We start from the raw sequence: 19,584 nt of genomic DNA on the forward strand, positions 1-19,584 counted from the left end.
CACGCGCCATCAAACGCATCATCTCCCGCTACCGCATCAAGAAACCCGACGACCGGCAAGCTCCCACACCACCCCGCACCCCCACGCTCATACCACCCCACCCGAACTCTTAACCTAACGGCATTGGTTCCTGATCGGCTCCGCACGATCCGGGCCGACCATCGGGGAGCCGGCAGGAGGACGGTCAGGCAACGGGGAGACCGCCGACCGGATCAGCGCCGGCCTGCACGCGCTCATGGGCGCGGCCATGAGCGCGATGGTGTGGCCGTGGGGGGTGTCCGTGCCCGTCTGGCTTCAGGCGGCGGTCTTCGGGCCGGCCACGATCTGGTTCCTCGCCCGGGCCGCAGACCAGCGCCTGCGCGTCTCGCCCCGCCCCATCGGCCTGACCGCGCTGCGACGCTTGCATCACGCGCTCATGGCCGCCGCCATGCTGTGGATGACCACCGCACTGTCGATGCCTGGGACGATGCCCATTCCGGAGTCGATGTCCAGGTCGATGAGCATGTCGGGATCGATGGCGATGGCGATGCCGGAGTCGCCCCGGTCGCCCACGGTCGTCGCCGTCGTCAGCGTCCTGCTCGGCGGGTACTTCGTGCTCGTCGGCCTCGCATGGGTGCCGGGGGCCGTCGCCGCACATGCCCCGCGCCGCCGCGTACTGGACGCGGCCGGCCACGCGGCGATGAGCCTCGGCATGGGAACGCTCCTACTGGCGAGGCTGTGATCTGCGCAGCGATGAGTTTTCGCCGCCTGTCGGATCTGTACAGGTGACGATGAGTGCGGGCGGTGAGAGGAGCAACGGTGTCATCGACCACCCAGCCCCCGGCGGCGACAGCCGGGCCAGTCGGCAAGGACTTCGCCACGCTCACCGATCCGTTTCGACGGGAGCTGCTGGCGCACTGCTACCGGATGCTCGGCTCGGTCCACGAGGCCGAGGACCTGGTCCAGGAGACCTACCTGCTGGCCTGGCGCGGATACCGCGCCTTCGAGGGACGGTCGTCGCTGCGCACCTGGTTGTACCGGATCGCGACCCGGGCGTGCCTGAAGGCTCTGGAGCGCGGAGCCCGGCGCCCGCTGCCGTCCGGACTGGGCGGCCCCAGCAATGACCCGGAGGGCCGCTTGGACCCGCGACAGTCCGAGACGCCGTGGCTGCAGCCCATCCCCGACGCGCTGTTCGGCTCCGCGTCGGCCGATCCGGCCGCCACCGTGGAATCCCGGCACTCCATGCGGCTGGCCTTCATCGCGGCATTGCAGCACCTGCCGCCGCGACAACGCGCCGTGCTGCTGCTGCGTGACGTGCTCGCCTGGCGGGCGGCCGAGGTCGCCGAACTGCTCGGCTCCACGACAGCCTCCGTCAACAGCTCGCTCCAGCGCGCCCGAGCACAGCTCGCCCAGGTGGATCCGGCCGAGGACGAGGTCGTCGAGCCCACCGACCCGCAGCAGCGCGCGCTGGTCGACCAGTACGCCACCGCCTTCGAGAACGCCGACATCGCCGCTCTCATGCGGTTGCTGACCGCGGACGCGGTCTTCGAGATGCCGCCGATCCCGACCTGGTTCGCCGGCCGCGAGAACATCGGACGATTCCTCGCCACCCGGGTGCGCACCCCCGGCGACATGCGAATGGTCCCCACCTCGGCCAACGGACAGCCCGCGTTCGGGGTCTACATGCGCGACGAGGGAGGCGAGCACCGCGCGCACGCCATACTGCTGCTCACCCTCACGGCCGCAGGGATCACGCGGATCACCATGTTCCACGACCCCGGACTCTTTGGGGTGTTCGGACTCCCGGACCGCCCGACGTCGCCGTGATCGATCACCTCAGGTAGTCGTGTCATCAGCCCGGGCTGCCCGTCGCTCGGCTTCCTGCCGGATCGACACCAGCGAGGTGGTGACGGCCGCCTCCCAGCGGCAGGCGACGATCCGCCTCCAGCCCTCCCCGATCCCTCCTCAGGTCGGAGCTCAGCTCGCCTGCGTAACTCCAGGCGTGTGCCCGCTCCGTGCGCGCCGCCGCAGCGGTCCCGGCATCACGGGTCATGGTCTTGTCCTCCGGGTCCGGCCGGACGGCATACTCCAAGTGCGGCCGAGGTCGACCTGAAGATGAGCAGGATTCTGGTGACCGGCGCGACTGGCAATGCAGGCAAACACGTCGTCTCCTCGCCGGCCGGGGCGGGGCAGACTCCGCCAGGAGTTCCCCACCCACATAGGGCAGCTGCCGCCACGTGCACCCCGAAGTGGCCACGAACACGATTGCCGTCAGGACCTCCCGGTCACCCGCCCGCCACCGGCCACCGCCCTGCGGGCGTACTACCTCAGTCGGTCCTACGTTGTTGATGGGTCGGATGGGCCAGTCGTAAGGTCCGGAGATCCAGAGACACCGGGTATGGCTTTCAGTCGGTTGCCCTCGATGGTTCCCGCGACCTGGCCGCCCGGTGTCTCACGACGACTCGACCGCTGATTAGGAGGTGGCACCACCCGCCAAAACAGTGCCCATATCTCATCCGACACCAACCGCTCAGCGTGAAGCGTTCCGGCCTTCTTCTGCGACATGCCAAGGAGGTAATCCTCTGCGTCCTATAGGGTCAGCCAGCTCACCAGAGAACGGATGAACTCGTGCCCATATCCATGGCCCGCACCACCACGGGCGTGGTCGCCCTTCTGGCCGCCGTTGCCCTGGCCTCCTGTTCCGCCGGCCCTTCCGACCAGTCGCGACAACAAGTGCCAACCCCCCGGGCGACGTCAGCACCGGCGGCGAGCCAATCGCCGGCCGAGAGCTTTACAGACATGCCCAGCGCACCCCCGTCGCCAGACGTCGAGAAGGTCCGTGACGCCTTCGCGGGCCTCCAGGCCACCTTGCAAGACAGCTGCACCCCGGGGAACTGCGAGTACTTCCTGGGCCGTGTGCACGATGAGCTCACCCGCATGGACGGAGCGATGAAGGCGGACCCGCGGGGCCCCGGGCACTTCAACGCGCCCCTGGCGTGGATCGCCCAGCTGCGCAAGAAGCTGGGCAGCGACACATCGTTCCCCAACCTCAAGGCGCACCAAGACGCCCTCATCAGCACGCGCGGCAAGATCAACACGTGGATGCAAAGTCATCCGGAGGACTACCGCTGACGCCGACGGCTGTGCTGTCGCACTGCGGTTGAGGTGGTGAGCGTGCCTCTCACCTGCGGGACCGCAGACACGGTCGCTGGCCCGACCTGGTGCCGACAGGGCCATCAAGACCGCCCCGACGGCGGCGATGGCGATGCCGGCCAGGCACACCGCGGTCCAGCCGGCCAGGGTCCAGGCGATCGAGGCGATCGCAGATCCCAGAGAACTGGTTCGCGGCCAGTGCGCCGGCCGCGCCGAGCAGTGCGAACAGGCCGATCGTCGAAGGGCTGTAGCGGTAGTGCTCGCCGGACAGTACGAAGGGGACCGTTGACCAGAACAAACTGAAGGCAGCGAACGCCACCGCGCCGAACGCGGAACGCAACCGCAGTTGGGGGTATTGGCGGTACAGGCCGATGGTCGAGCGCAGGACCGCTGCATACGCCGGGTGCGCCGTGTCCGATCGCGGCCCGGCCAGCACCCGAGTCATCACGATCGCGTTGACCACCATCAGCCTGGAAGCGAATAGGTACATCGGGACGCCAGCCGACGAGATCGCCGACGGCCCCGGACACGGTGCGGGCCAGCAGCATCCCGGTGAGCATGCCGCTGATCACCGTGCCCACGACTTTCCCGCGACTTTCGGCATCGGCGAGGGCGGCTGCGGCCGGTACGACGACCTGCGCGGCCACATTGGCCAGCCCGACCATGTCGTCCAGCGGCAGCACGAACACCAAGCCGACGGCGAACAGCGCCTGCGAGATCGTGACGGTCATGCCGACCAGCCCGGCGCCGACGTGGAAATCGGTGCTGATCAAGTGCAGCAGCGGCTGGACGTAGTACAAGTTCGCGACGATCGTGCCGGCGGATACCGCCAGCACGGTCACCTTGCCCCAGCTCAACGTCGTCGGCGGGGCCGTGTCTCAAGGACCGCACTCATATTATCGGCTCCTTTCCCGATTTCTGTTCCGGAATTCGAGCGATATCCACAATGCGCGGCCGCCGAGCCTGTCGTCCAAGACATTTTCGGGTTGCTGTGATACCCGGAGTACATCACAGCGGATAATACCCAATGGGTATCACGGCAGGCAGAACAGGTATTGGATCGACGACCCAGGCGGCACCCTGTCGATCACCCCGTCGACGGACATGCTGATGCAGTTCAGCACGTTCCCGGCCACCGGGCGCGCGATCGCCCACGGCATCACCTCCGGCTTCGGCGTGGACACCATCACCAGCGCCGGCAGCGACCTGTTCTCCGAGATGCGTCTCGCCCTGGCCGCCGAGCGCTCCCGGGCCAACGCCGGAACCCTCGCCGCCGGCCAGGCGGTGCCCACCGTTGACCTGCATCCGCGTGACATGCTCCGCCTGGCCACCCTGGACGGCGAGAGAGTGTGGTCGCTCGACGCCGAGACCGGCAGCCTCACCCCGGGCAAGCAAGCCGACATCGCGGTGATCGACATGCGCACACCGCACCTGGACGGCCACGGCGACCCCATCGCCCATCTGGTGTTGGGCGCCGGCCCGGCCGACGTCGAGACCGTGGTGGTCGGCGGCGACGTCGTCAAGCTGAACGGAAGGCTCCTCGGCGACCGGGCCGCGGCCGCCCGAGAGCTCATTGCGCGGATCCGGGCACGGCTCGAAGCCTGACCCGCGGCCACATCGCCGTCCCCCACGGCGGCTGTCCCGCTTCGAGAGTCGCCGCCTCCACGGCCGCGAACATCCACGCAACCCACGCCCAGACGTGCGATCCGCTACCCGCCACACGCATCACCGCTACCCGCGCCAACACTCCGAAGGAGCCTTCATGTCCACCCCGCGACTCGAACTCGATCCTGAACATGTGCTCTGGTCGGCACCGGAATCGCAGCGGGCCGACCGCCCGCTGCTGGTCGCCATGCACGGCTGGAGCTATGACGAAACCCACCTGTTCGCCTTCGCCGATCTGCTCCGCGACGAGGTCGTCATGGCCTCGGTTCGCGCGCCCTACGCCGAGGCCGGAGGTTACGCCTGGTTCCCCAGCCGCGGAAACCCGATCGGCGACCCGCAGCCTAAGGTCGCCAACGCCGCCGCCAGGTGCGTGCTCGACTGGCTGGACACCACACCCCCTGCTCCGTCGATCGGTCTCCTCGGATTCTCCCAGGGCGGTGCAATGGTGCTACAGCTCATGCGACAGGCGCCTGAACGCTTCGCGTACGGGGGCTCAACTTGCGGGGTTCATCGTGGATGACCGGCTACCGGGTGACGACACCCTCGCTCATACCCGGCCACCGGTCTTCTGGGGGCGTGGCGAACACGACACGGTCATTCCCCAGAGGGCCATCGCGCGCACCCAGTCGTGGATGGCCACGCACGCCACCCAGGACAGCAACATCTATCGCGGTCTCGGCCACGACGTCGCCGGTCCCGAAGTGCAGGATTTCGTCACCTTCGTCAAGCGACAGATCCGATCGAGCATGAACACATCCATGGCCTGATATACCCGGCCAGCCGTTCGCGGATCCGGGCGGGCGTGGACGACACCGACGCCGCCCTGACCTACGGATCCGTCGTCCCGGCGGTCGTCCGCAGCGTGGTCGGGTCCGACTCGCTGCTGCTCGGCGGCCTGGCGCTGTTCACCCTCGCCGGAAGCGGCGCGGTGTCCGTGCTCCGGCTCCGCAAGGCAGCCCCGGCCCGGGTGATGCTGCTCGGCACCGTCGCCCTCATTGTGGGCGTCGGCGTCCCCCTGCTCGCGGTCGCCCATAGCTCGGCGGCCGCCTTCTTCATCGGGACGGTCATCGCAGGAGTCGGCTTCGGCGGCGGTTTCCAGGGCGCGATTCGCACCGTCGTCCCGCTGGCCGCACCGCACGAGCGGTCCGGACTGCTGTCCACCATCTACGTGCTGTCCTACCTGGCCATGGGACTGCCCGCGGTGATCGGCGGCTACCTGGTCGTGCACGGCGGGGGACTGCTGCCGACGACGCGGGAGTACGGGATCGCCGTGATGGGCGCTCGGTGCGCTCGCGCTGCTCGGACTGGCGGTACCGGCGCCGGGGCTCCGGCGGGGCACAGGGGTCCATCGTGGTGAGCGGCAGCGTTTCCGCGGTGCAGCGGGCCGCGGTGCAGGAAGCGGAGTACGCGAAGCGGTAGCAGGGAACGAGACCCCGCAGGCCGTTCCGGCGTGGACGACGAAGGCCCTGCCGCCCCGCTTCAGCGGGACGGCAGGGCCTTTCGGCAGCCAGGGGCTGCGTCAGATGGTGGCTGTGTCGATGACGAAGCGGTACCGGACGTCGCTGGCGACGACGCGGTCGTACGCCTCGTTGATCCGGTCGGCGGAGATCAGCTCGATCTCGGCGCCCAGGCTGTGCTCGGCGCAGAAGTCCAGCATCTCCTGGGTCTGGCGGATACCGCCGATCATCGAGCCGGCCAGGCTGCGCCGGCCCCCGATCAGCGAGAACACGTTCAGCGAGACGGGGTGCTCGGGCGCGCCGACATTGACCAGAGTGCCGTCCACCCGCAGCAGGGCGAGGTACGCGTCCAGGTCGAGGTTGGCCGAGACGGTGTTCACGATAAGGTCGAATGTCCCGGCGAGCTGCTGGAACGTCGACTCGTCGTTGGTGGCGTAGTAGTGGTCTGCGCCGAACCTCTTGGCGTCGTCCTGCTTGCGCAGGCTCTGGCTGAGAACGGTGACCTCGGAGCCGAGAGCGGCGGCGATCTTGACGCCCATGTGCCCGAGGCCGCCCATGCCGACGATGGCGACCTTCTTGCCGGGGCCGGCGTTCCAGTGCTTCAGCGGTGAGTAGAGGGTGATCCCGGCGCACAGCAGCGGGGCGGCGACATCGAGCTCGACGCCCTCCGGAATGCGCAGGACGAAGCTCTCGTCCACGACGATCCGGGTGCTGTAGCCGCCGTAGGTGGGCTCGCCGTCCCGCCCGGTGGAGTTGTAGGTGCCGGTGCCGCCGTTCAGGCAGTACTGCTCGTCACCGGCCAGGCAGTTCTCGCACTTACGGCAGGAGTCGACGAAGCAGCCCACGCCGACCCGGTCGCCGACGGCGTACTTGGTGACGCCGGGGCCGACCTCGGTGACGATGCCGGCGATCTCGTGGCCCGGCACCATGGGGAACTTGGCGCCACCCCACTCGTCGCGGACCTGGTGGATGTCGGAGTGGCAGATGCCGGCGAACTTGATGTCGATCAGCACGTCGTGCTCGCGCACGGCGCGTCGGGGGATGGTGGTCCGCTCCAGCGGCGAGTTGGCGGCGGGAGCGGCGTAAGCGGGGACAGTGATCGTCATCGTGCGTGAATCTCCAGAGAATCGTCGGGATCGGCGAGCGCGGGCCGCAGCGCGGCCGGAGTCGGTGAGGTCAGGGGTGCGGTGAGGTTGGCCAGCAACTGCAGCGCGGTCTCGGAGGGCGAACCCGGCTCGGTGGTGTAGACGAAAAGGGTCTGGTCCGCGTCGCCCGGCGGGGTGAGAGCCTCGTACGCGACGGTGATCTCCCCGACCTGGGGGTGGCGGTAGCGCTTGGTGCCGTGCGAACGGCGGCTCACGTCGTGCGCTGCCCACGCGGTACGGAACTCCTCGCTCTTGACCGCGAGTTCGCCGATCAGCTCGCAGAAGGACCGGTCCTCGCAGTTGCGCCCCGCATCGAGCCGCAGGACGGCAGCGGTCTCCGCGGCGATCCGTTCCCAGTCCGGGTACAGCTGCCGGGCGGATTCATCCAGGAAGATGAACCGGGCCAGATTCCGCTCCCGGTGCGGCAGCGCCTCGAAATCGGAGATCAATGAGCGGGCCAGCCGGTTGCTGGCCAGCACCTGCATCCCGCGGCCGACGATGAATGCCGGCGTCAGTCCGTCCAGCGTCTCCAGCATCCGGTGCAGCCCAGGCCGTACCCGTTGGGGGCGGGCCGCCGGACGCCGGGCGGCGCGCGGCTGCGGACGGGCGAGCTGGATCAGATAGGTGTGCTCCACTTCGTTGAGCTGCAGCGCGCGGGCGACGGAATCCAGCACGCTTCCGGAGACATTGCGGTGCCGCCCCTGCTCCAGCCGCGCGTAGTAGTCGGTACTGACCCCGGCCAGCCGGGCCAGCTCCTCCCGGCGCAGCCCCGGCACACGGCGGGCAGATCCATTGACGGCGAGCCCCGCGTCCCCGGGACCCAGCCGGGCCCTGCGGGAGCGGAGGAACTCGCCCAGTTCGACGTTGTGGTCCAGACCCATGACTCAAGTATTGACGCTGCCGGAGCGCTTATACGGCCCCAGGGTAGGTCTGCCAGACCCACCCCCCTCGGCCGGCGCTAAGCGGGAGGCGCGGGTGGCTTTCCGGCGAGGATCGTCGTGGTCAGGCTCTGGAGTGCGCGCATGTCGGTCAGGGGGTCGTTGTCGACGACGATGGGGTCGGCGTCGTAGCCGGCCCGGACGTGGCCCTTGCGGGCGCCCAGTCCGCAGGCCTCGGCGGCGACCGATGTCGCGGTCGCGAGCGCGTCGGCCGGTGACACGCCGCCGGACACCAGATCGGCGATGGCGAGGGGGAGGATGCCGTGCGGCTTGACCGGGTTGATGCCTCCGTCTGTACCGGAGACGATCGTCACTCCCGCACGGTGTGCCTGGGCGACCTGCTCGCGCCGGGTCTCGTAGTCCATGCCGGCCTTGAGCAGGCGCTCGAGCAACTGCGGTGGCGGTACCGCGCCCGGAGCACGGCCGAGTGTCGGGCAGACCACAATGCCCTGCGCGGCCAGTGCGGACGACGGACCACGCCTTGTCGCCCAGGTCCCGGACCGTGGTGACACCGGTCGACAACTGGACCCGGAGGGATTGTTCGATCGTGCGCGACAGGTCGTCGGGGGAGAACCCGGTCAGCCGCTCCAGCGCCCCCGGCCCGGAGTCGCCGACCAGGTGCACGTGGGAGTCGATCAGACCGGGAAGCAGGGTCCCGGTCGGGTGATCGAGGACCTCGCAGCCCTCCGGGATGTCGAACCCGGCCGGCTCGACCCCGGCGATCCGTCCGCCGTCCACAAAGGCGATGCCCGCGCCCGGCACGAGGTCACGTCCGTCGAAGATCCGTGCGACGCGAAGAGCCAGCATGGTGATCCTCCCGCTGTCCGCCGCCATGGGGGCGCCGAATCGCCACTATCGCCACTATCGCCACCGGGACGGGATCGGGTGGGAGGATCTGGTGAGGCATCGCCGCCCCGCGCGCTGAGCCCGCCGGTCATCGGATCGGAGTCGCGGAGCGCGGCTGAGACCGGCACGGCGGAGGGGTTCCCTACTGGGTCAGCGCTGCTTGCCCAGTGTCGAACCCCGGACCACCAGCTCCGGCTGCAGCACGATCTGCTGGTGCCGGTGCTCGCCGGCACGGTCGCCGGTCTCCGCGATGAGCAGTTCGGCGGCGGTCCGGCCCATGCGGTGGGCGGGCTGGCGCACCGAGGTCAGCGGGACCGCGGCCGCCGCCGCGAACTCGATGTCGTCATAGCCGACGAGCGCGAGCTCCTGCGGCACGGCGACCCCCGCCGCGTACAGTGCCTGCAGCACTCCCAGCGCGAGGAGGTCGTTCGCGCAGAACACCGCGGTGGGCCGGCCGGCCATGCCCAGCAGCCGGGCGCCCGCGTCCCGTCCCGCGGCGACGTCCAGCCGGTCCGTCTCGATGTGGGACAGCGCCTCCGGGGGCAGCCCCGCCGCGGCCAGCGCGTCGAGTGCCCCGGTCCGGCGGTCCCGGCACTGGGTGAGATGCATGGGGCCACTCACGTAGACCAGACGTTGGTGGCCCTGGTCCAGGAGGTGGCCGGCGGCCAGCCGGCCGCCGGCGATGTCGTCCACCGACACCGAGCACGCCGACGCGCTGGGCACCACGCGGTCGACGAAGACGAAGGGGATGTCGTGGCGCCGGAAGGAGTCGAGGTTGCGCCCCGTGGTGTCGGCGGGCGTGACCAGCACCCCGCGTACCCGGTGCTCGGCGAACAGGCCCAGGTACTCCGCCTCCTCGGTCGCGCTGCCGGCGCTGTTGCAGAGCATGACGCCGAGTCCCGCCTCGCGGGCTGCGCGCTCGGCGCCCGACGCCACGTCGACGAAGAAGGGATTGGCCATGTCCAGGACGAGCAGGGCGATGATCCGGCTGTGACCGGCGCGCAGCTGGCGGGCCGACTCACTGCGCACGTAGCCGAGTTGGTCTATCACCTCGAGCACCCGGGTGCGTGTCTGCTCGGAGACCATGTCCGGGCGGTTGATCACGTTCGATACGGTGCCGACGGAGACCCCGGCCTCCCGTGCGACGTCCTTGATGCCCATCATGCGCGCCACGAGCTCCGAACCACCGTCTTCCGCGGCTCTCCGCGGCCGCGGTCTCATGCTACGCACATCTTGTGTGGTCAGCCTCCGCCGCGAGGACCGAGCGATGACGTCCTGACGACCAGTTCCGGCTGGAACACGATCTTCTGGTGCCCATGTGTGTCGGGGCGCCCGTCCGTCTCCTCGATCAGCAGTTCCGTGGCGGTGCGGCCGATGCGGAACGAGGGCTGGCGCACGGAGGTGAGCGGGACGGCGGCGCCCGCGGCGAACTCGATGTCGTCATAGCCGACGAGCGCCATGTGGCCCGGCACCCGGATCCCGGCCGCGAACAGCGTCTGCAGCACGCCCAGAGCCAGCAGATCGTTCGCGCAGAACACGGCGGACGGGCGGTCGGCGGCAGCCAGCAGACGGGCCCCCGCGTCCCGGCCCGAGGCGACGTCGAACCGCTTCGCCTCGACCACCGTCAGACTCTCCCGTGCGACGCGCGCCTCGTCGAGGGCGTACAGCGCGCCCTGATACCGGTCCCGGGACTGGGCCAGGTGCGGGGGACCGCTGACGTAGGCGATACGGCGATGGCCCGATGCGAGCAGATGCCGCACGGCGAGCCTGCCGCCGGCCACGTCGTCGACGGACACCGAGCACGCCTCGGCACTGGACCATTCCCGGTCGGCGACGACGAAGGATATGCCCCGGCGCCGCAGTGCCCGCAGATTGTTGCGGGTGCCGTCGGTGGGAGTGACCAGCACACCGCGCACCCGCTGTTCGGCGAACATGTCCAAGTACTCGGCCTCCTGCGACGGATCGCCCGCACTGGTGCACACCATGACGGCCAGTCCCGCCTCACGGGCCGCCTGCTGGGCCCCACGGGCCAGCTCGACGAAGAAGGGATTGGCCAGGTCCAGGACCAGGAGCGCGAGCATCCGGCTGCGACCGGCCCGCAACTGGCGGGCCGTCTCACTGCGGACGTATCCGAGCCGCTCGATCACCGCGAGCACCCGCCGCCGGGTGGGCTCGGACACCGTGTCGGGCTGGTTGAGGACATTCGAGACCGTGCCGAGTGAGACACCCGACTGTTCAGCGACCTCCTTGATGCCGATCGTGCTGCGCTTCACCCGGCTTCCCGGCGCGCGGCCGGGGCGCTGAACGGGTCCGCCGGCGCCGTCCGCGCGGTGGGAGAGCGACCGGTCCCCGGTCAAGAGACCTCGACCAGTTCCAGGCCCGTGAGGTCGGCCACCGCGCGCAGTTCGGGCACGATGTGACCGGTGGCCAGTGCCCAGTGATGGGCGACGCCCGTGGCGCTCCAGGCGTCGGTCCACTCGCCGGGATCGGTGCCGAAGTCCACCCGGGACGTGGTGTTGCCGATTTTCAGCAGCGGGCCGCCGACCACCTCGCCCTGGGAGGTGACCAGCTTGTAGCGGCCGTCGCGGGTCTGGCCGAGACCGACCAGGGTGACCGGGCCGTGCCGCACATCGAACTCGACGGACACGCCCCAGCCGCGTTTGCCGTGGAAGACCCCGAGGCCGCGCAGGAGCGGCCGGTGCTGGCTGATGCCGAGGTGCGCGGGCCCGTCGTGGCCCATCTCCACCACGCCGTCGCGGAAGTTGAGCGCTTGCAGCTCGGTGAAGGAACCGCCCGCGCCGAGCCGGTCGGCGATCAGCATCGCCAGCGACGTACGCAACTCGTACTCGCCCGCCGCCGGGACACCGCGGGCGGTGAGCAGTGACGCGCCGAGGATCATGCCGGCGCCCAGCCGCTCGTGGATCTCGCCGTCCAGGCCCCGGTGGTAGTACGCGAGGCTGTCGAGGTCGAAGTCGGCCACCAGCCGGTCGAGCCCGGCCGACACCCGGGCGGCCCACTCCACGTCGTCCGCGACGACGGAATCGTCGAACTCGAAGGTCTCCCTGGCCTCGGCGAGCTTGTCGGAGACCTCCGCCTCGGTGACGCTGTCCACCCGCACCCGCAGATCGTCGAACTCCAGCACCTCGACATGGCCGCCGAGGTTGCCGGAGACCATGGCCAGGTCGGTCGAGACGTCGTACATGCCCGGGTAGAGGTGGCCCATCAGGCCGTGCCGGCCGTTGCGGAGCACCGATCGCACTCCGGCCGCACGAATCCACCGGCCGATGCGGGCCCAGGCCCGTTCGTCCTCCAGATAGCCGGAGACGGAGCGGAACGGGACACCGGCCCGCTCGAAGGAGTTGGCCATCTCGGGCAGCGGGCAGGCGCCGCAATACGCGAGCCACTGGCCGGTGTCGAAGGTGGCGTGGTCCATCGCCTCGGTGGGCTGCAGATTGATCAGCAGGACCGGAGCGCCCGAGCGCTGGGCCACCGGCGTCAGCATGGTGGCGGTCATGTACGTGGTGAGGAACCCGACGATGAGGTCGCATCCGGCGGCGCGCAGCTTCTCCGCGGCCGCCGCGCCCTCCTGGGCGTCCGAGATGAACCCGACGTCCACGACCTCGGCGTCGAAGTCCTTCATGCGCTCGGTGACGCGTGCGGCGGAGCGGCGCAACTGGGGCAGCAGGTCGGGGAACTGGGGCCAGTAGGCGCCCAGTCCCCCCGCCACGAGACCGATCTTCGGCCTGCGCGCGGTGGCGGGGGTGCGGGTCATGGCGGATGTCTCCGTTCGTGGGGTCGGCCGGGGAGGGGGCCGGGTCGCCGGCCGTCACACGAGGTGGAAGACCTCGGTGAGGGGGCGTATGGCCCGGTCGGGCCGGTCGTCGTCGGGGGCTTCGAAGAACTCGGCCATCTCCGTCTGCCAGCGGGTGTTGACCTCGGTGGCGGCCATGGCGCTCTGGGCCGCGGCGAAGTCGTCGGTCTCCAGATAGCCCACGAGCAGTCCGTCCTCGCGGAGGAAGAGGGAGTAGTTGTGCCAGCCGGCGGCGGACAGCGCGGCGGTCATCTCCGGCCACACGGCGGCATGCCGGCGGCGGTATTCGTCGATCCGGTCCCTGCGGACCTTGAGCAGGAAGCAGACACGCCGCATGTTCCCTGGCCTTTCGCCGTTGACGGCCGGCCGCGCCGCGCGCAGGCGGCGGGCCGGGATGCGGGGCACGCTCAGAAGTCGAAGCCATCGATGTTGGATGCGTCGAAGACTGTGGGCTTGCCGAGGATGACCTCGCCGTTCTTACCGACGGTGAAGGTACCCAGGTCGCCGGCCTTGAACGTCTGCCCCTCCGCGCCGGTGATCTGGCCGGAGCACAGGGCGGACGCGGCGTACGCGGCGAGTCGGCCGAGCTTCTTGGGATCCCACAGGGAGAACTGCGCGACGGTGCCGTCCTTGACGTACTTGCGCATCTGGTTGGGGGTGCCCAGCCCGTTCACCACGACCTTGCCCTTGTAGGACGAGGAACTGATGTAGCGGGCGGATGCCGCGATGCCCACGGTGGTCGGGGCGATGATGCCCTTCAGGTCCGGGTAGGCCTGCAGCAGGCCCTGGGTCTGCTGGAAGGACTTCTGGTCGTCGTCGTCCCCGTAGGCGACCTTGACCAGTTCCATCCCCTTGTACCCCGGCAGCGCCAGCTCCTTCTTCATGAACTCGATCCAGGTGTTCTGGTTCGTCGCGTTCTGGGTGGCGGACAGGATCGCGATCTTGCCCTGGTAGCCGAGCTGCTTGCCGAGGTTCTGCACCAGGCTGCGGCCGATCTGTTCGGAGCTCGCCTGGTTGATGAACAGCTGGCGGCAGTCCTTGGCGGTGTCGGAGTCGTAGGCGACGACCTTGATGCCCTTGGCCATCGCCTGCTTGAGCGGGCCGCAGACCGCGTTGGGGTCGTTGGCCGCCAGCAGGATCGCGTCCTGCTGCTGCTGGATGAGCGTGTTGATGTAGGAGACCTGCGAGGACGCGCTGGCGTCGGAGGGTCCGACCTCCTTGGCGGTGCTGCCGATCTTCTTCGCCGTGGCGATGCCCGAGTTGTCGACGATGGTCTCGTAGGGGTTGTTGATCTGCTTGGGCAGGAACGCGAGCTTCAGACCCTTCTTGAGCGCGGCGCCGGGGTCGGCGGAAGCCGTCGAGGCCGTGCCGGGACCCTGGTCGGCGCTGGACTTCTTCGTCGTGCCACCGCAGGCGGTCGCGGTGAGGGCGAGAGCGCAGACGGCGGTCAACGCGGTGAGCGCGCGCACCGAGGCGGTGGTGGGGAGGGACATGGCGAAGCCCTTCTTCGGGTTCGGGGAATTCTTCGGGTAGCGGTGGTGCGGAGGGGGCGGTGCGCGCCGTCAGACAGCCGCGGCCGCGCGCCGGTGGCGCCGTTCGAGTGCCGCGGCGATCACCCGCGGGGTCAGTACAGAGGCCACCAGCAGGAGTCCGGTGACGATCACCTGGACCTCGTTGGCCACATCGTTGAGGATGAGCAGGTTCTTCAGCAGGCCGATCAGCAGCACCCCGGCGATGGCGCCGCCGAGCGTGCCCTTGCCGCCGTCGAAGTCGACGCCCCCCAGCAGCACGGAGGCGATGACGAGCATCTCGAAGCCCTGGCCGTTGTCTGCTCGGGCGCTGCCGTAGCGCAGGGTGAAGACGATGCCCGCGAAGGCCGACAGCAGACCGGTGAGGACGAACAGCAGCAGCTTGATCCGCTTGACCCGGATACCGGAGAAGTAGGCGGCCTCCTCCTGGGCGCCGGTGGCGAACAGGGAGCGGCCGAACCCGGTGGCGTGCAGAACCACGCCGGTGACGGCGGCCAGGACGATGAACAGGGCGAAGGGGTAGGGAAGGATCCCGAGCACGGTGTTGGTGTCCGACGTCCACCGGGCGTACGTGTCGGGGAAGTCGGTGACCGCGTTGCTGCCCAGCGCCACCGATGCCAGGCCCCGGTAGAGCGTCAGCGTACCGATGGTGACGGCCAGTGAGGGCAGCCCGACCCGGGTGACCAGCCAGCCGTTGAGCAGGCCCCCGAGGACTCCGATGGCCAGGACCACCGGAATGATGGTTTCGAACGCCCAGCCCGATTCCCACAGTTTGCCGCTGACCGCGCTGGCCAGGCCCAGCATGGAGGCGACCGACAGGTCGATCTCGCCCGCCACGACCAGCAGCGTCATCGGCAGTGCGATGATCGCGACCTCGGCGATGTCGTTGAGGGCGAAGGACAGGTTTCCGGTGGTGGCGAACCCCTCGGTGGTGCCGGCCCCGGTGGCGAAGACGGCCACGAGCAGGACGCCGACCGCGACGTCCCAGCGCAGGAACCTGCTCAGTTCAGGCTTGGTGGACATGGCGCGCGTTCCTCTTCCTCAGGGCGCTGGTCATGCGCAGGGTCACGATCCGGTCGACGCTGATGGCCGCGAGCAGCAGGGCTCCGGTGATGGCGCTCTGCCAGAAGGAGTCGACCTTCAGGACGACCAGGACGCTTCCGACGGTGGTGAGCAGTAGTGCGCCCAGGGCCGCACCCCAGACGCTGCCGGTGCCGCCGGTGATGGCGACGCCGCCGACCACCACCGCGCTGACCACCGTCAGTTCCCAGCCGTGGGCGTTGTCGGCGACGACGGTGCCGAAGCGGGCCAGCCACAGGGCGCCGGCGAATCCCGCGATCGAGCCGGAGAAGACGTAGGCGGCCAGGATCCTGCGGCGGATCGGGATGCCCGCCAGCCGGGCGGCCTCAGGGCTGGAGCCGATGGCGTACAGCTCCCGGCCGCTGCGGTAGGACCGCAGGTAGTAGGAGGCCGCGGCGAGTACAGCGACGGCGATCAGCGCGAGGTACGGGACGCCGAGGACGCTTCCGCTGCCCAGGTCGAGGACGGAGGCGGGGACGTCGGCGGCGTTGATCTGCTGACCGTGCGCCCACCAGTAGTCGGTGCCCTGGATGATGTAGAGCATCCCCAGCGTGACCACGAGCGCCGGTACCCGCCCGAAGCTGACGAGCAGTCCGCTGATGAGGCCGCAGAGCGCGCCGACGCCGATGCCGATCAGGAGGGCGAGGACGGCGTTGCGGTCGGTTCCGGAGACGAACTTCCCGCAGGCGAAGGCGGACAGTCCCACCACCGAGCCGACCGAGAGGTCGATATTGCGGGTGAGGACCACGACCGACTGGCCGACGGCCAGCAGGATCAGGATCGACGCGTTGAGGAGCAGGTCCTTGATGCCCTGCTCCGACAGGAAGCGGTGGTTGGCCGCCCAGGTGCCGAGGACGAGCAGCGCCAGGCACCCGGCGATGCTGATCTCCCGGGCCCGGAAGACGGTCTCGGTGAGCGAACGCGCCGTCACCTTGCGAGCGCCGGGCGGCGCCGTGGGCTGTTCCACTGTCGCTGTCATCAGGCTGCCCTCTCTCCGCCGGCGTTCCGGCCCGTGGCCGCGGCCATGACCGATTCCTCGGTGGCCAGTGCGCGCGGGAGCTCCGCGGTGATACGTCCCTCATGCATGACCAGCACCCGGTCGGCCATGCCGAGGACCTCCGGCAGGTCGGAGGAGACCATGAGGACGGCGAGTCCTTCGGCGGCGAGGGAGGACAGCAATCGATGGACCTCGGCCTTGGTGCCGATGTCGATGCCCCGGGTCGGCTCGTCGACGATCAGTACGCCGGGTTCGGTGGCCAGCCATTTGGCCAGCACGACCTTCTGCTGGTTGCCTCCGGAGAGCACACCCACCGGGTCGGAGAGCCGGTTGTACTTCAGTTGGAGCCGCACCGCCCAGTCCGCCGCCCGGCCGTGCTCCAGTGCCCTGCGGACCAGGCCGCCGCGGCCAAGCCGGTCGAGTCCGGTCAGGCCGATGTTCCGTTCGATGGACAACTCCATCACCAGGCCCTGTTGGCGCCGGTCCTCCGGAACCAGGGCGACGCCGGCGGCCATCGCGGCCGTGGGCGAGCCGGCCGGCAGTCTGTTGCCGGCCACGTGCACGTCGCCGGCGTCGGCGCGGTCGACGCCGAAGACGGCGCGCACGACCTCGCTGCGGCCGGCGCCCACCAGTCCGGCCAGCGCGACGATCTCTCCGCGGCGGACGTCGAACGAGACATCGGTGAAGACGCCCTCGCGGGTGAGGCGGCGCACGGACAGGGCCGTTTCGCCGATCCGCGCCGGCTGTTTGGGGTAGAGCTCGTCGAGGTCGCGGCCGACCATCAGGCGTACCAGGTCGTCCTCGGTCAGCCCGCCGATGGTGTCGCTGGAGATCAGCCGGCCGTCCCGCAGGGTGGTGACGCGTTGGCAGAGGGCGAAGATCTCCTCCAGCCGGTGGGAGATGAACAGCACGGCGGTGCCCTGTTCGCGCAGCGTCCGCACCACGCCGAAGAGCCGGGCCACTTCGGCTCCGGTCAGCGCCGCGGTGGGTTCGTCCATGATCAGGACCCGGGCGTCGAAGGAGAGTGCCTTGGCGATCTCGACGAGTTGCTGGTCGGCGATGGACAGGCCGCGGCAGAGCTGCCCGGGGTCGAGATCGACGCCCAGCCGTTCGATGAGGGCCTGGGTCGCGTCCCGTACCGACCGGTGGTCGACCCGGCCGAAGGAGCGGCGCGGCTGGCGGCCCATGAAGATGTTCTCGGCGACGGTGAGGTCGGGAAAGAGCGTCGGTTCCTGGTAGATGACCGCGATGCCGGCTTCCCGGGCGTCGGAGGGTCCGTGGAAGGTGGCGGGCTCGCCGTCGACCAGTACCCGCCCGGCATCGGGCCGGTGTACTCCCGCGAGCATTTTGATCAGGGTGGACTTGCCCGCTCCGTTCTCGCCGGCGAGTGCGTGTGCCTCCCCGGCGAAGAGAGCCAGGGAGACACCCTGCAGGGCCCGGACCGCACCGAAGGACTTGCTGGCGTCCTCCAGCGAGAGTACGGGCCGTTCCGCCGACTTCGGCTGGTCCATGGTGGGGCCTCACATGAAAGGTTTCAACTGAGTTGCACGGACGTTAAGGCAGCGCGACATGACGCGTCAATGGTTTCGATTCAAGTTTTCCGCTCCGGCGTCCACAGTCGGTTGAACTCCCGCAACCAGGAGGTTGACACTCCCTCGTCGGGCACCTAGCTTCCCCTCAGTGAAACGATTCATGGCGGGAGCGATGAACATGACCGACCTGTCCACGGTGAAGGCCGCGCTGAAGGCCCAGTCCATCGAGACGCCGTCCTGGGCGTACGGCAACTCCGGCACGCGCTTCAAGGTGTTCGCGCAAGCGGGCGTGCCCCGCACCCCGACGGAGAAGATCGACGACGCGGCGCGCGTCCACGAATGCACCGCGGCCGCGCCCTCGGTGGCGCTGCACATCCCGTGGGACAGGACCGACGACTACCCGGCGCTGGCGGCCCATGCGGCCGAGCGCGGTGTGCGGCTCGGGGTGATCAACTCCAATGTCTTCCAGGACGACGACTACAAACTCGGCTCAGTCACCCACCCCGATCCCAAGATCCGGCGCAAGGCCACCGACCATCTGCTGGAATGCGTCGACATCATGGACGCCACCGGCTCGCGCGATCTGAAACTGTGGTTCTCCGACGGGACGAACTACCCCGGACAGGACGATATCGCCGATCGTCAGGGACGGCTGGGCGACGCGCTGACCGAGGTCTACGAGCGGCTCGCCGTCGACCAGCGGATGCTGCTGGAGTACAAGCTCTTCGAGCCCGCCTTCTACGCAACGGACGTACCGGACTGGGGCACCGCGTACGCCCACTGCCTCAAGCTCGGCCCCAAGGCACAGGTCGTCGTCGACACCGGCCACCACGCCCCCGGCACCAACATCGAGTTCATCGTGGCGACGCTGCTGCGGGAGGGGAAGCTCGGCGGCTTCGACTTCAACTCACGCTTCTACGCCGACGACGACCTGATGGCCGGCGCGGCGGATCCGTTCCAGCTCTTCCGGATCATGTACGAAGTGGTGCGCGGCGGAGGGCTCGCGGCCGAGACCGGAGTGGCGTTCATGCTCGACCAGTGCCACAACATCGAGGCGAAGATCCCGGCGATCATCCGGTCCGTGATGAATGTGCAGGAAGCCACCGCCAAGGCGCTGTTGGTCGACCCCGACGCGCTGCGCGCCGCGCAGCAGGCCGGTGAGGTGCTGGAGGCGAATGCCGTGCTGATGGACGCGTACAACACCGACGTCCGTCCGCTGCTGCGCGAGGTCCGCGAGGAGCAGGGCATCGACCCGGATCCGATCGCCGCCTACAAGCGTTCCGGCTGGGCCGATCACATCGTCGCCGAACGGGTCGGCGGGACGCAGGCGGGCTGGGGGGCGTAGAGCCTTTCCGGCGGGCCCCAGCCCGCTCCGACCTCAGCCGCAGCACAGTGCCCGCGACGCCGGTGACCCCGACGCCGATGCCCCGTCCGTCCGCCCCGCCCGACGAT

Annotated in this window: 21 protein-coding genes and 1 pseudogene; 9 read left to right on the forward strand and 13 right to left on the reverse strand. The window is 69.6% G+C overall.

Going from position 1 to position 19,584, the window contains the following annotated elements; translation table 11 throughout:
* Positions 1-211: 211 nt before the first annotated feature.
* The 3 genes from QMK24_RS30625 (at position 212) to QMK24_RS30640 (ending at position 3,111) form a co-directional block, all read left to right on the forward strand.
* Positions 212-721, forward strand: a complete 510-nt coding sequence (locus QMK24_RS30625) for a DUF5134 domain-containing protein (RefSeq protein ID WP_283470128.1) — start codon at positions 212-214, stop codon at positions 719-721.
* Positions 722-798: 77 nt separating this feature from the next.
* Positions 799-1,806 carry a sigma-70 family RNA polymerase sigma factor gene (locus QMK24_RS30630; RefSeq protein WP_283470083.1) on the forward strand — a complete coding sequence of 336 codons (1,008 nt, stop codon included), beginning with the start codon at positions 799-801 and terminating at the stop codon, positions 1,804-1,806.
* A 972-nt stretch (positions 1,807-2,778) separates the two neighbouring features.
* Positions 2,779-3,111 (forward strand): hypothetical protein, encoded by a 333-nt coding sequence (locus QMK24_RS30640; RefSeq protein WP_283470084.1) that lies wholly within the window; start codon positions 2,779-2,781, stop codon positions 3,109-3,111.
* Between the two features lie 49 nt (positions 3,112-3,160).
* Here QMK24_RS30640 and QMK24_RS30645 read toward each other — a convergent pair whose 3' ends face one another.
* A complete protein-coding gene (locus tag QMK24_RS30645) occupies positions 3,161-3,598 on the reverse strand; it encodes a hypothetical protein (protein WP_283470085.1) in 438 nt (145 codons plus the stop codon).
* Between QMK24_RS30645 and QMK24_RS30650 the strand changes: the two genes are divergently transcribed.
* The 5 genes from QMK24_RS30650 to QMK24_RS30670 all read left to right on the forward strand — a co-directional run bounded on the left by QMK24_RS30650 (position 3,588) and on the right by QMK24_RS30670 (position 6,154).
* Positions 3,588-4,127 (forward strand): hypothetical protein, encoded by a 540-nt coding sequence (locus tag QMK24_RS30650; RefSeq protein WP_283470086.1) that lies wholly within the window; start codon positions 3,588-3,590, stop codon positions 4,125-4,127. The genes QMK24_RS30645 and QMK24_RS30650 overlap by 11 nt on opposite strands.
* A gap of 115 nt (positions 4,128-4,242) precedes the next feature.
* Complete coding sequence (locus tag QMK24_RS30655) at positions 4,243-4,737, forward strand: amidohydrolase family protein (RefSeq protein WP_283470087.1); 495 nt, start codon at positions 4,243-4,245, stop codon at positions 4,735-4,737.
* Positions 4,738-4,894: 157 nt separating this feature from the next.
* A complete protein-coding gene (locus QMK24_RS30660; RefSeq protein ID WP_283470089.1) occupies positions 4,895-5,317 on the forward strand; it encodes an alpha/beta hydrolase in 423 nt (140 codons plus the stop codon).
* Positions 5,318-5,429: 112 nt separating this feature from the next.
* Positions 5,430-5,564 (forward strand): hypothetical protein, encoded by a 135-nt coding sequence (locus QMK24_RS30665; protein ID WP_283470091.1) that lies wholly within the window; start codon positions 5,430-5,432, stop codon positions 5,562-5,564.
* Positions 5,565-5,599: 35 nt separating this feature from the next.
* Positions 5,600-6,154: a hypothetical protein gene (locus QMK24_RS30670; RefSeq protein WP_283470092.1), complete on the forward strand. Its 555-nt coding sequence runs from the start codon at positions 5,600-5,602 to the stop codon at positions 6,152-6,154.
* A 162-nt stretch (positions 6,155-6,316) separates the two neighbouring features.
* On the opposite strand, the gene QMK24_RS30675 is transcribed toward QMK24_RS30670, so the two are convergent.
* From QMK24_RS30675 to QMK24_RS30725, 12 genes and pseudogenes are all read right to left on the reverse strand, one after another.
* Entirely contained in the window at positions 6,317-7,360 is a 1,044-nt protein-coding gene (locus tag QMK24_RS30675; protein ID WP_283470093.1) for an NAD(P)-dependent alcohol dehydrogenase, read from the reverse strand.
* Positions 7,357-8,280, reverse strand: a complete 924-nt coding sequence (locus QMK24_RS30680; RefSeq protein ID WP_283470094.1) for a helix-turn-helix transcriptional regulator — start codon at positions 8,278-8,280, stop codon at positions 7,357-7,359. Before QMK24_RS30680 ends, QMK24_RS30675 begins: the two co-directional genes overlap by 4 nt.
* Before the next feature lie 77 nt (positions 8,281-8,357).
* Entirely contained in the window at positions 8,358-8,729 is a 372-nt protein-coding gene (locus tag QMK24_RS30685) for an amidohydrolase family protein (RefSeq protein WP_283470095.1), read from the reverse strand.
* Positions 8,730-8,829: 100 nt separating this feature from the next.
* Positions 8,830-9,171: pseudogene (locus QMK24_RS41990) on the reverse strand (amidohydrolase family protein); the annotation flags it as partial.
* Between the two features lie 162 nt (positions 9,172-9,333).
* Positions 9,334-10,347 carry a LacI family DNA-binding transcriptional regulator gene (locus QMK24_RS30690; RefSeq protein ID WP_283470129.1) on the reverse strand — a complete coding sequence of 338 codons (1,014 nt, stop codon included), beginning with the start codon at positions 10,345-10,347 and terminating at the stop codon, positions 9,334-9,336.
* Between the two features lie 77 nt (positions 10,348-10,424).
* A complete protein-coding gene (locus QMK24_RS30695; protein WP_283470096.1) occupies positions 10,425-11,456 on the reverse strand; it encodes a LacI family DNA-binding transcriptional regulator in 1,032 nt (343 codons plus the stop codon).
* Positions 11,457-11,536: 80 nt separating this feature from the next.
* The gene (locus tag QMK24_RS30700; RefSeq protein WP_283470097.1) at positions 11,537-12,955 is read right to left on the reverse strand and encodes an L-fucose/L-arabinose isomerase family protein; all 1,419 of its coding nucleotides are present in this window, start codon (positions 12,953-12,955) and stop codon (positions 11,537-11,539) included.
* Between the two features lie 54 nt (positions 12,956-13,009).
* Complete coding sequence (locus tag QMK24_RS30705) at positions 13,010-13,330, reverse strand: L-rhamnose mutarotase (RefSeq protein ID WP_283470130.1); 321 nt, start codon at positions 13,328-13,330, stop codon at positions 13,010-13,012.
* A gap of 71 nt (positions 13,331-13,401) precedes the next feature.
* Positions 13,402-14,487: a rhamnose ABC transporter substrate-binding protein gene (gene rhaS, locus QMK24_RS30710; protein ID WP_283470098.1), complete on the reverse strand. Its 1,086-nt coding sequence runs from the start codon at positions 14,485-14,487 to the stop codon at positions 13,402-13,404.
* 69 nt (positions 14,488-14,556) lie between these two features.
* The gene (locus QMK24_RS30715) at positions 14,557-15,546 is read right to left on the reverse strand and encodes an ABC transporter permease (RefSeq protein ID WP_283470099.1); all 990 of its coding nucleotides are present in this window, start codon (positions 15,544-15,546) and stop codon (positions 14,557-14,559) included.
* Positions 15,530-16,582 carry an ABC transporter permease gene (locus QMK24_RS30720; RefSeq protein ID WP_283470100.1) on the reverse strand — a complete coding sequence of 351 codons (1,053 nt, stop codon included), beginning with the start codon at positions 16,580-16,582 and terminating at the stop codon, positions 15,530-15,532. Before QMK24_RS30720 ends, QMK24_RS30715 begins: the two co-directional genes overlap by 17 nt.
* Positions 16,582-18,111, reverse strand: a complete 1,530-nt coding sequence (locus QMK24_RS30725) for a sugar ABC transporter ATP-binding protein (RefSeq protein ID WP_283470101.1) — start codon at positions 18,109-18,111, stop codon at positions 16,582-16,584. The genes QMK24_RS30720 and QMK24_RS30725 overlap by 1 nt, the downstream gene beginning before the upstream one ends.
* Positions 18,112-18,310: 199 nt before the next feature.
* On the opposite strand from QMK24_RS30725, the gene rhaI reads away from it, so the two are divergent.
* Complete coding sequence (rhaI, locus tag QMK24_RS30730) at positions 18,311-19,477, forward strand: L-rhamnose isomerase (RefSeq protein ID WP_283470102.1); 1,167 nt, start codon at positions 18,311-18,313, stop codon at positions 19,475-19,477.
* Positions 19,478-19,584 lie beyond the last annotated feature (107 nt).

The organism is Streptomyces sp. PH10-H1, assembly GCF_030063355.1.
In the GTDB taxonomy this organism is placed as follows: Bacteria; Actinomycetota; Actinomycetes; order Streptomycetales; family Streptomycetaceae; genus Actinacidiphila.

Excerpts from the sequence above, each read along its gene's own strand:
- QMK24_RS30645 (WP_283470085.1), bottom strand. The coding sequence starts at position 3,598 with ATGGTGGTCAACGCGATCGTGATGACTCGGGTGCTGGCCGGGCCGCGA.
- QMK24_RS30705 (WP_283470130.1), bottom strand. The coding sequence starts at position 13,330 with ATGCGGCGTGTCTGCTTCCTGCTCAAGGTCCGCAGGGACCGGATCGAC.
- QMK24_RS30655 (WP_283470087.1), top strand. The coding sequence starts at position 4,243 with ATGCAGTTCAGCACGTTCCCGGCCACCGGGCGCGCGATCGCCCACGGC.
- QMK24_RS30700 (WP_283470097.1), bottom strand. The coding sequence starts at position 12,955 with ATGACCCGCACCCCCGCCACCGCGCGCAGGCCGAAGATCGGTCTCGTG.
- QMK24_RS30660 (WP_283470089.1), top strand. The coding sequence starts at position 4,895 with ATGTCCACCCCGCGACTCGAACTCGATCCTGAACATGTGCTCTGGTCG.
- QMK24_RS30680 (WP_283470094.1), bottom strand. The coding sequence starts at position 8,280 with ATGGGTCTGGACCACAACGTCGAACTGGGCGAGTTCCTCCGCTCCCGC.
- QMK24_RS30715 (WP_283470099.1), bottom strand. The coding sequence starts at position 15,546 with ATGTCCACCAAGCCTGAACTGAGCAGGTTCCTGCGCTGGGACGTCGCG.
- QMK24_RS30690 (WP_283470129.1), bottom strand. The coding sequence starts at position 10,347 with ATGATGGGCATCAAGGACGTCGCACGGGAGGCCGGGGTCTCCGTCGGC.
- QMK24_RS30640 (WP_283470084.1), top strand. The coding sequence starts at position 2,779 with ATGCCCAGCGCACCCCCGTCGCCAGACGTCGAGAAGGTCCGTGACGCC.
- QMK24_RS30725 (WP_283470101.1), bottom strand. The coding sequence starts at position 18,111 with ATGGACCAGCCGAAGTCGGCGGAACGGCCCGTACTCTCGCTGGAGGAC.
- QMK24_RS30720 (WP_283470100.1), bottom strand. The coding sequence starts at position 16,582 with ATGACAGCGACAGTGGAACAGCCCACGGCGCCGCCCGGCGCTCGCAAG.
- QMK24_RS30675 (WP_283470093.1), bottom strand. The coding sequence starts at position 7,360 with ATGACGATCACTGTCCCCGCTTACGCCGCTCCCGCCGCCAACTCGCCG.
- rhaS (WP_283470098.1), bottom strand. The coding sequence starts at position 14,487 with ATGTCCCTCCCCACCACCGCCTCGGTGCGCGCGCTCACCGCGTTGACC.
- rhaI (WP_283470102.1), top strand. The coding sequence starts at position 18,311 with ATGACCGACCTGTCCACGGTGAAGGCCGCGCTGAAGGCCCAGTCCATC.
- QMK24_RS30665 (WP_283470091.1), top strand. The coding sequence starts at position 5,430 with ATGGCCACGCACGCCACCCAGGACAGCAACATCTATCGCGGTCTCGGC.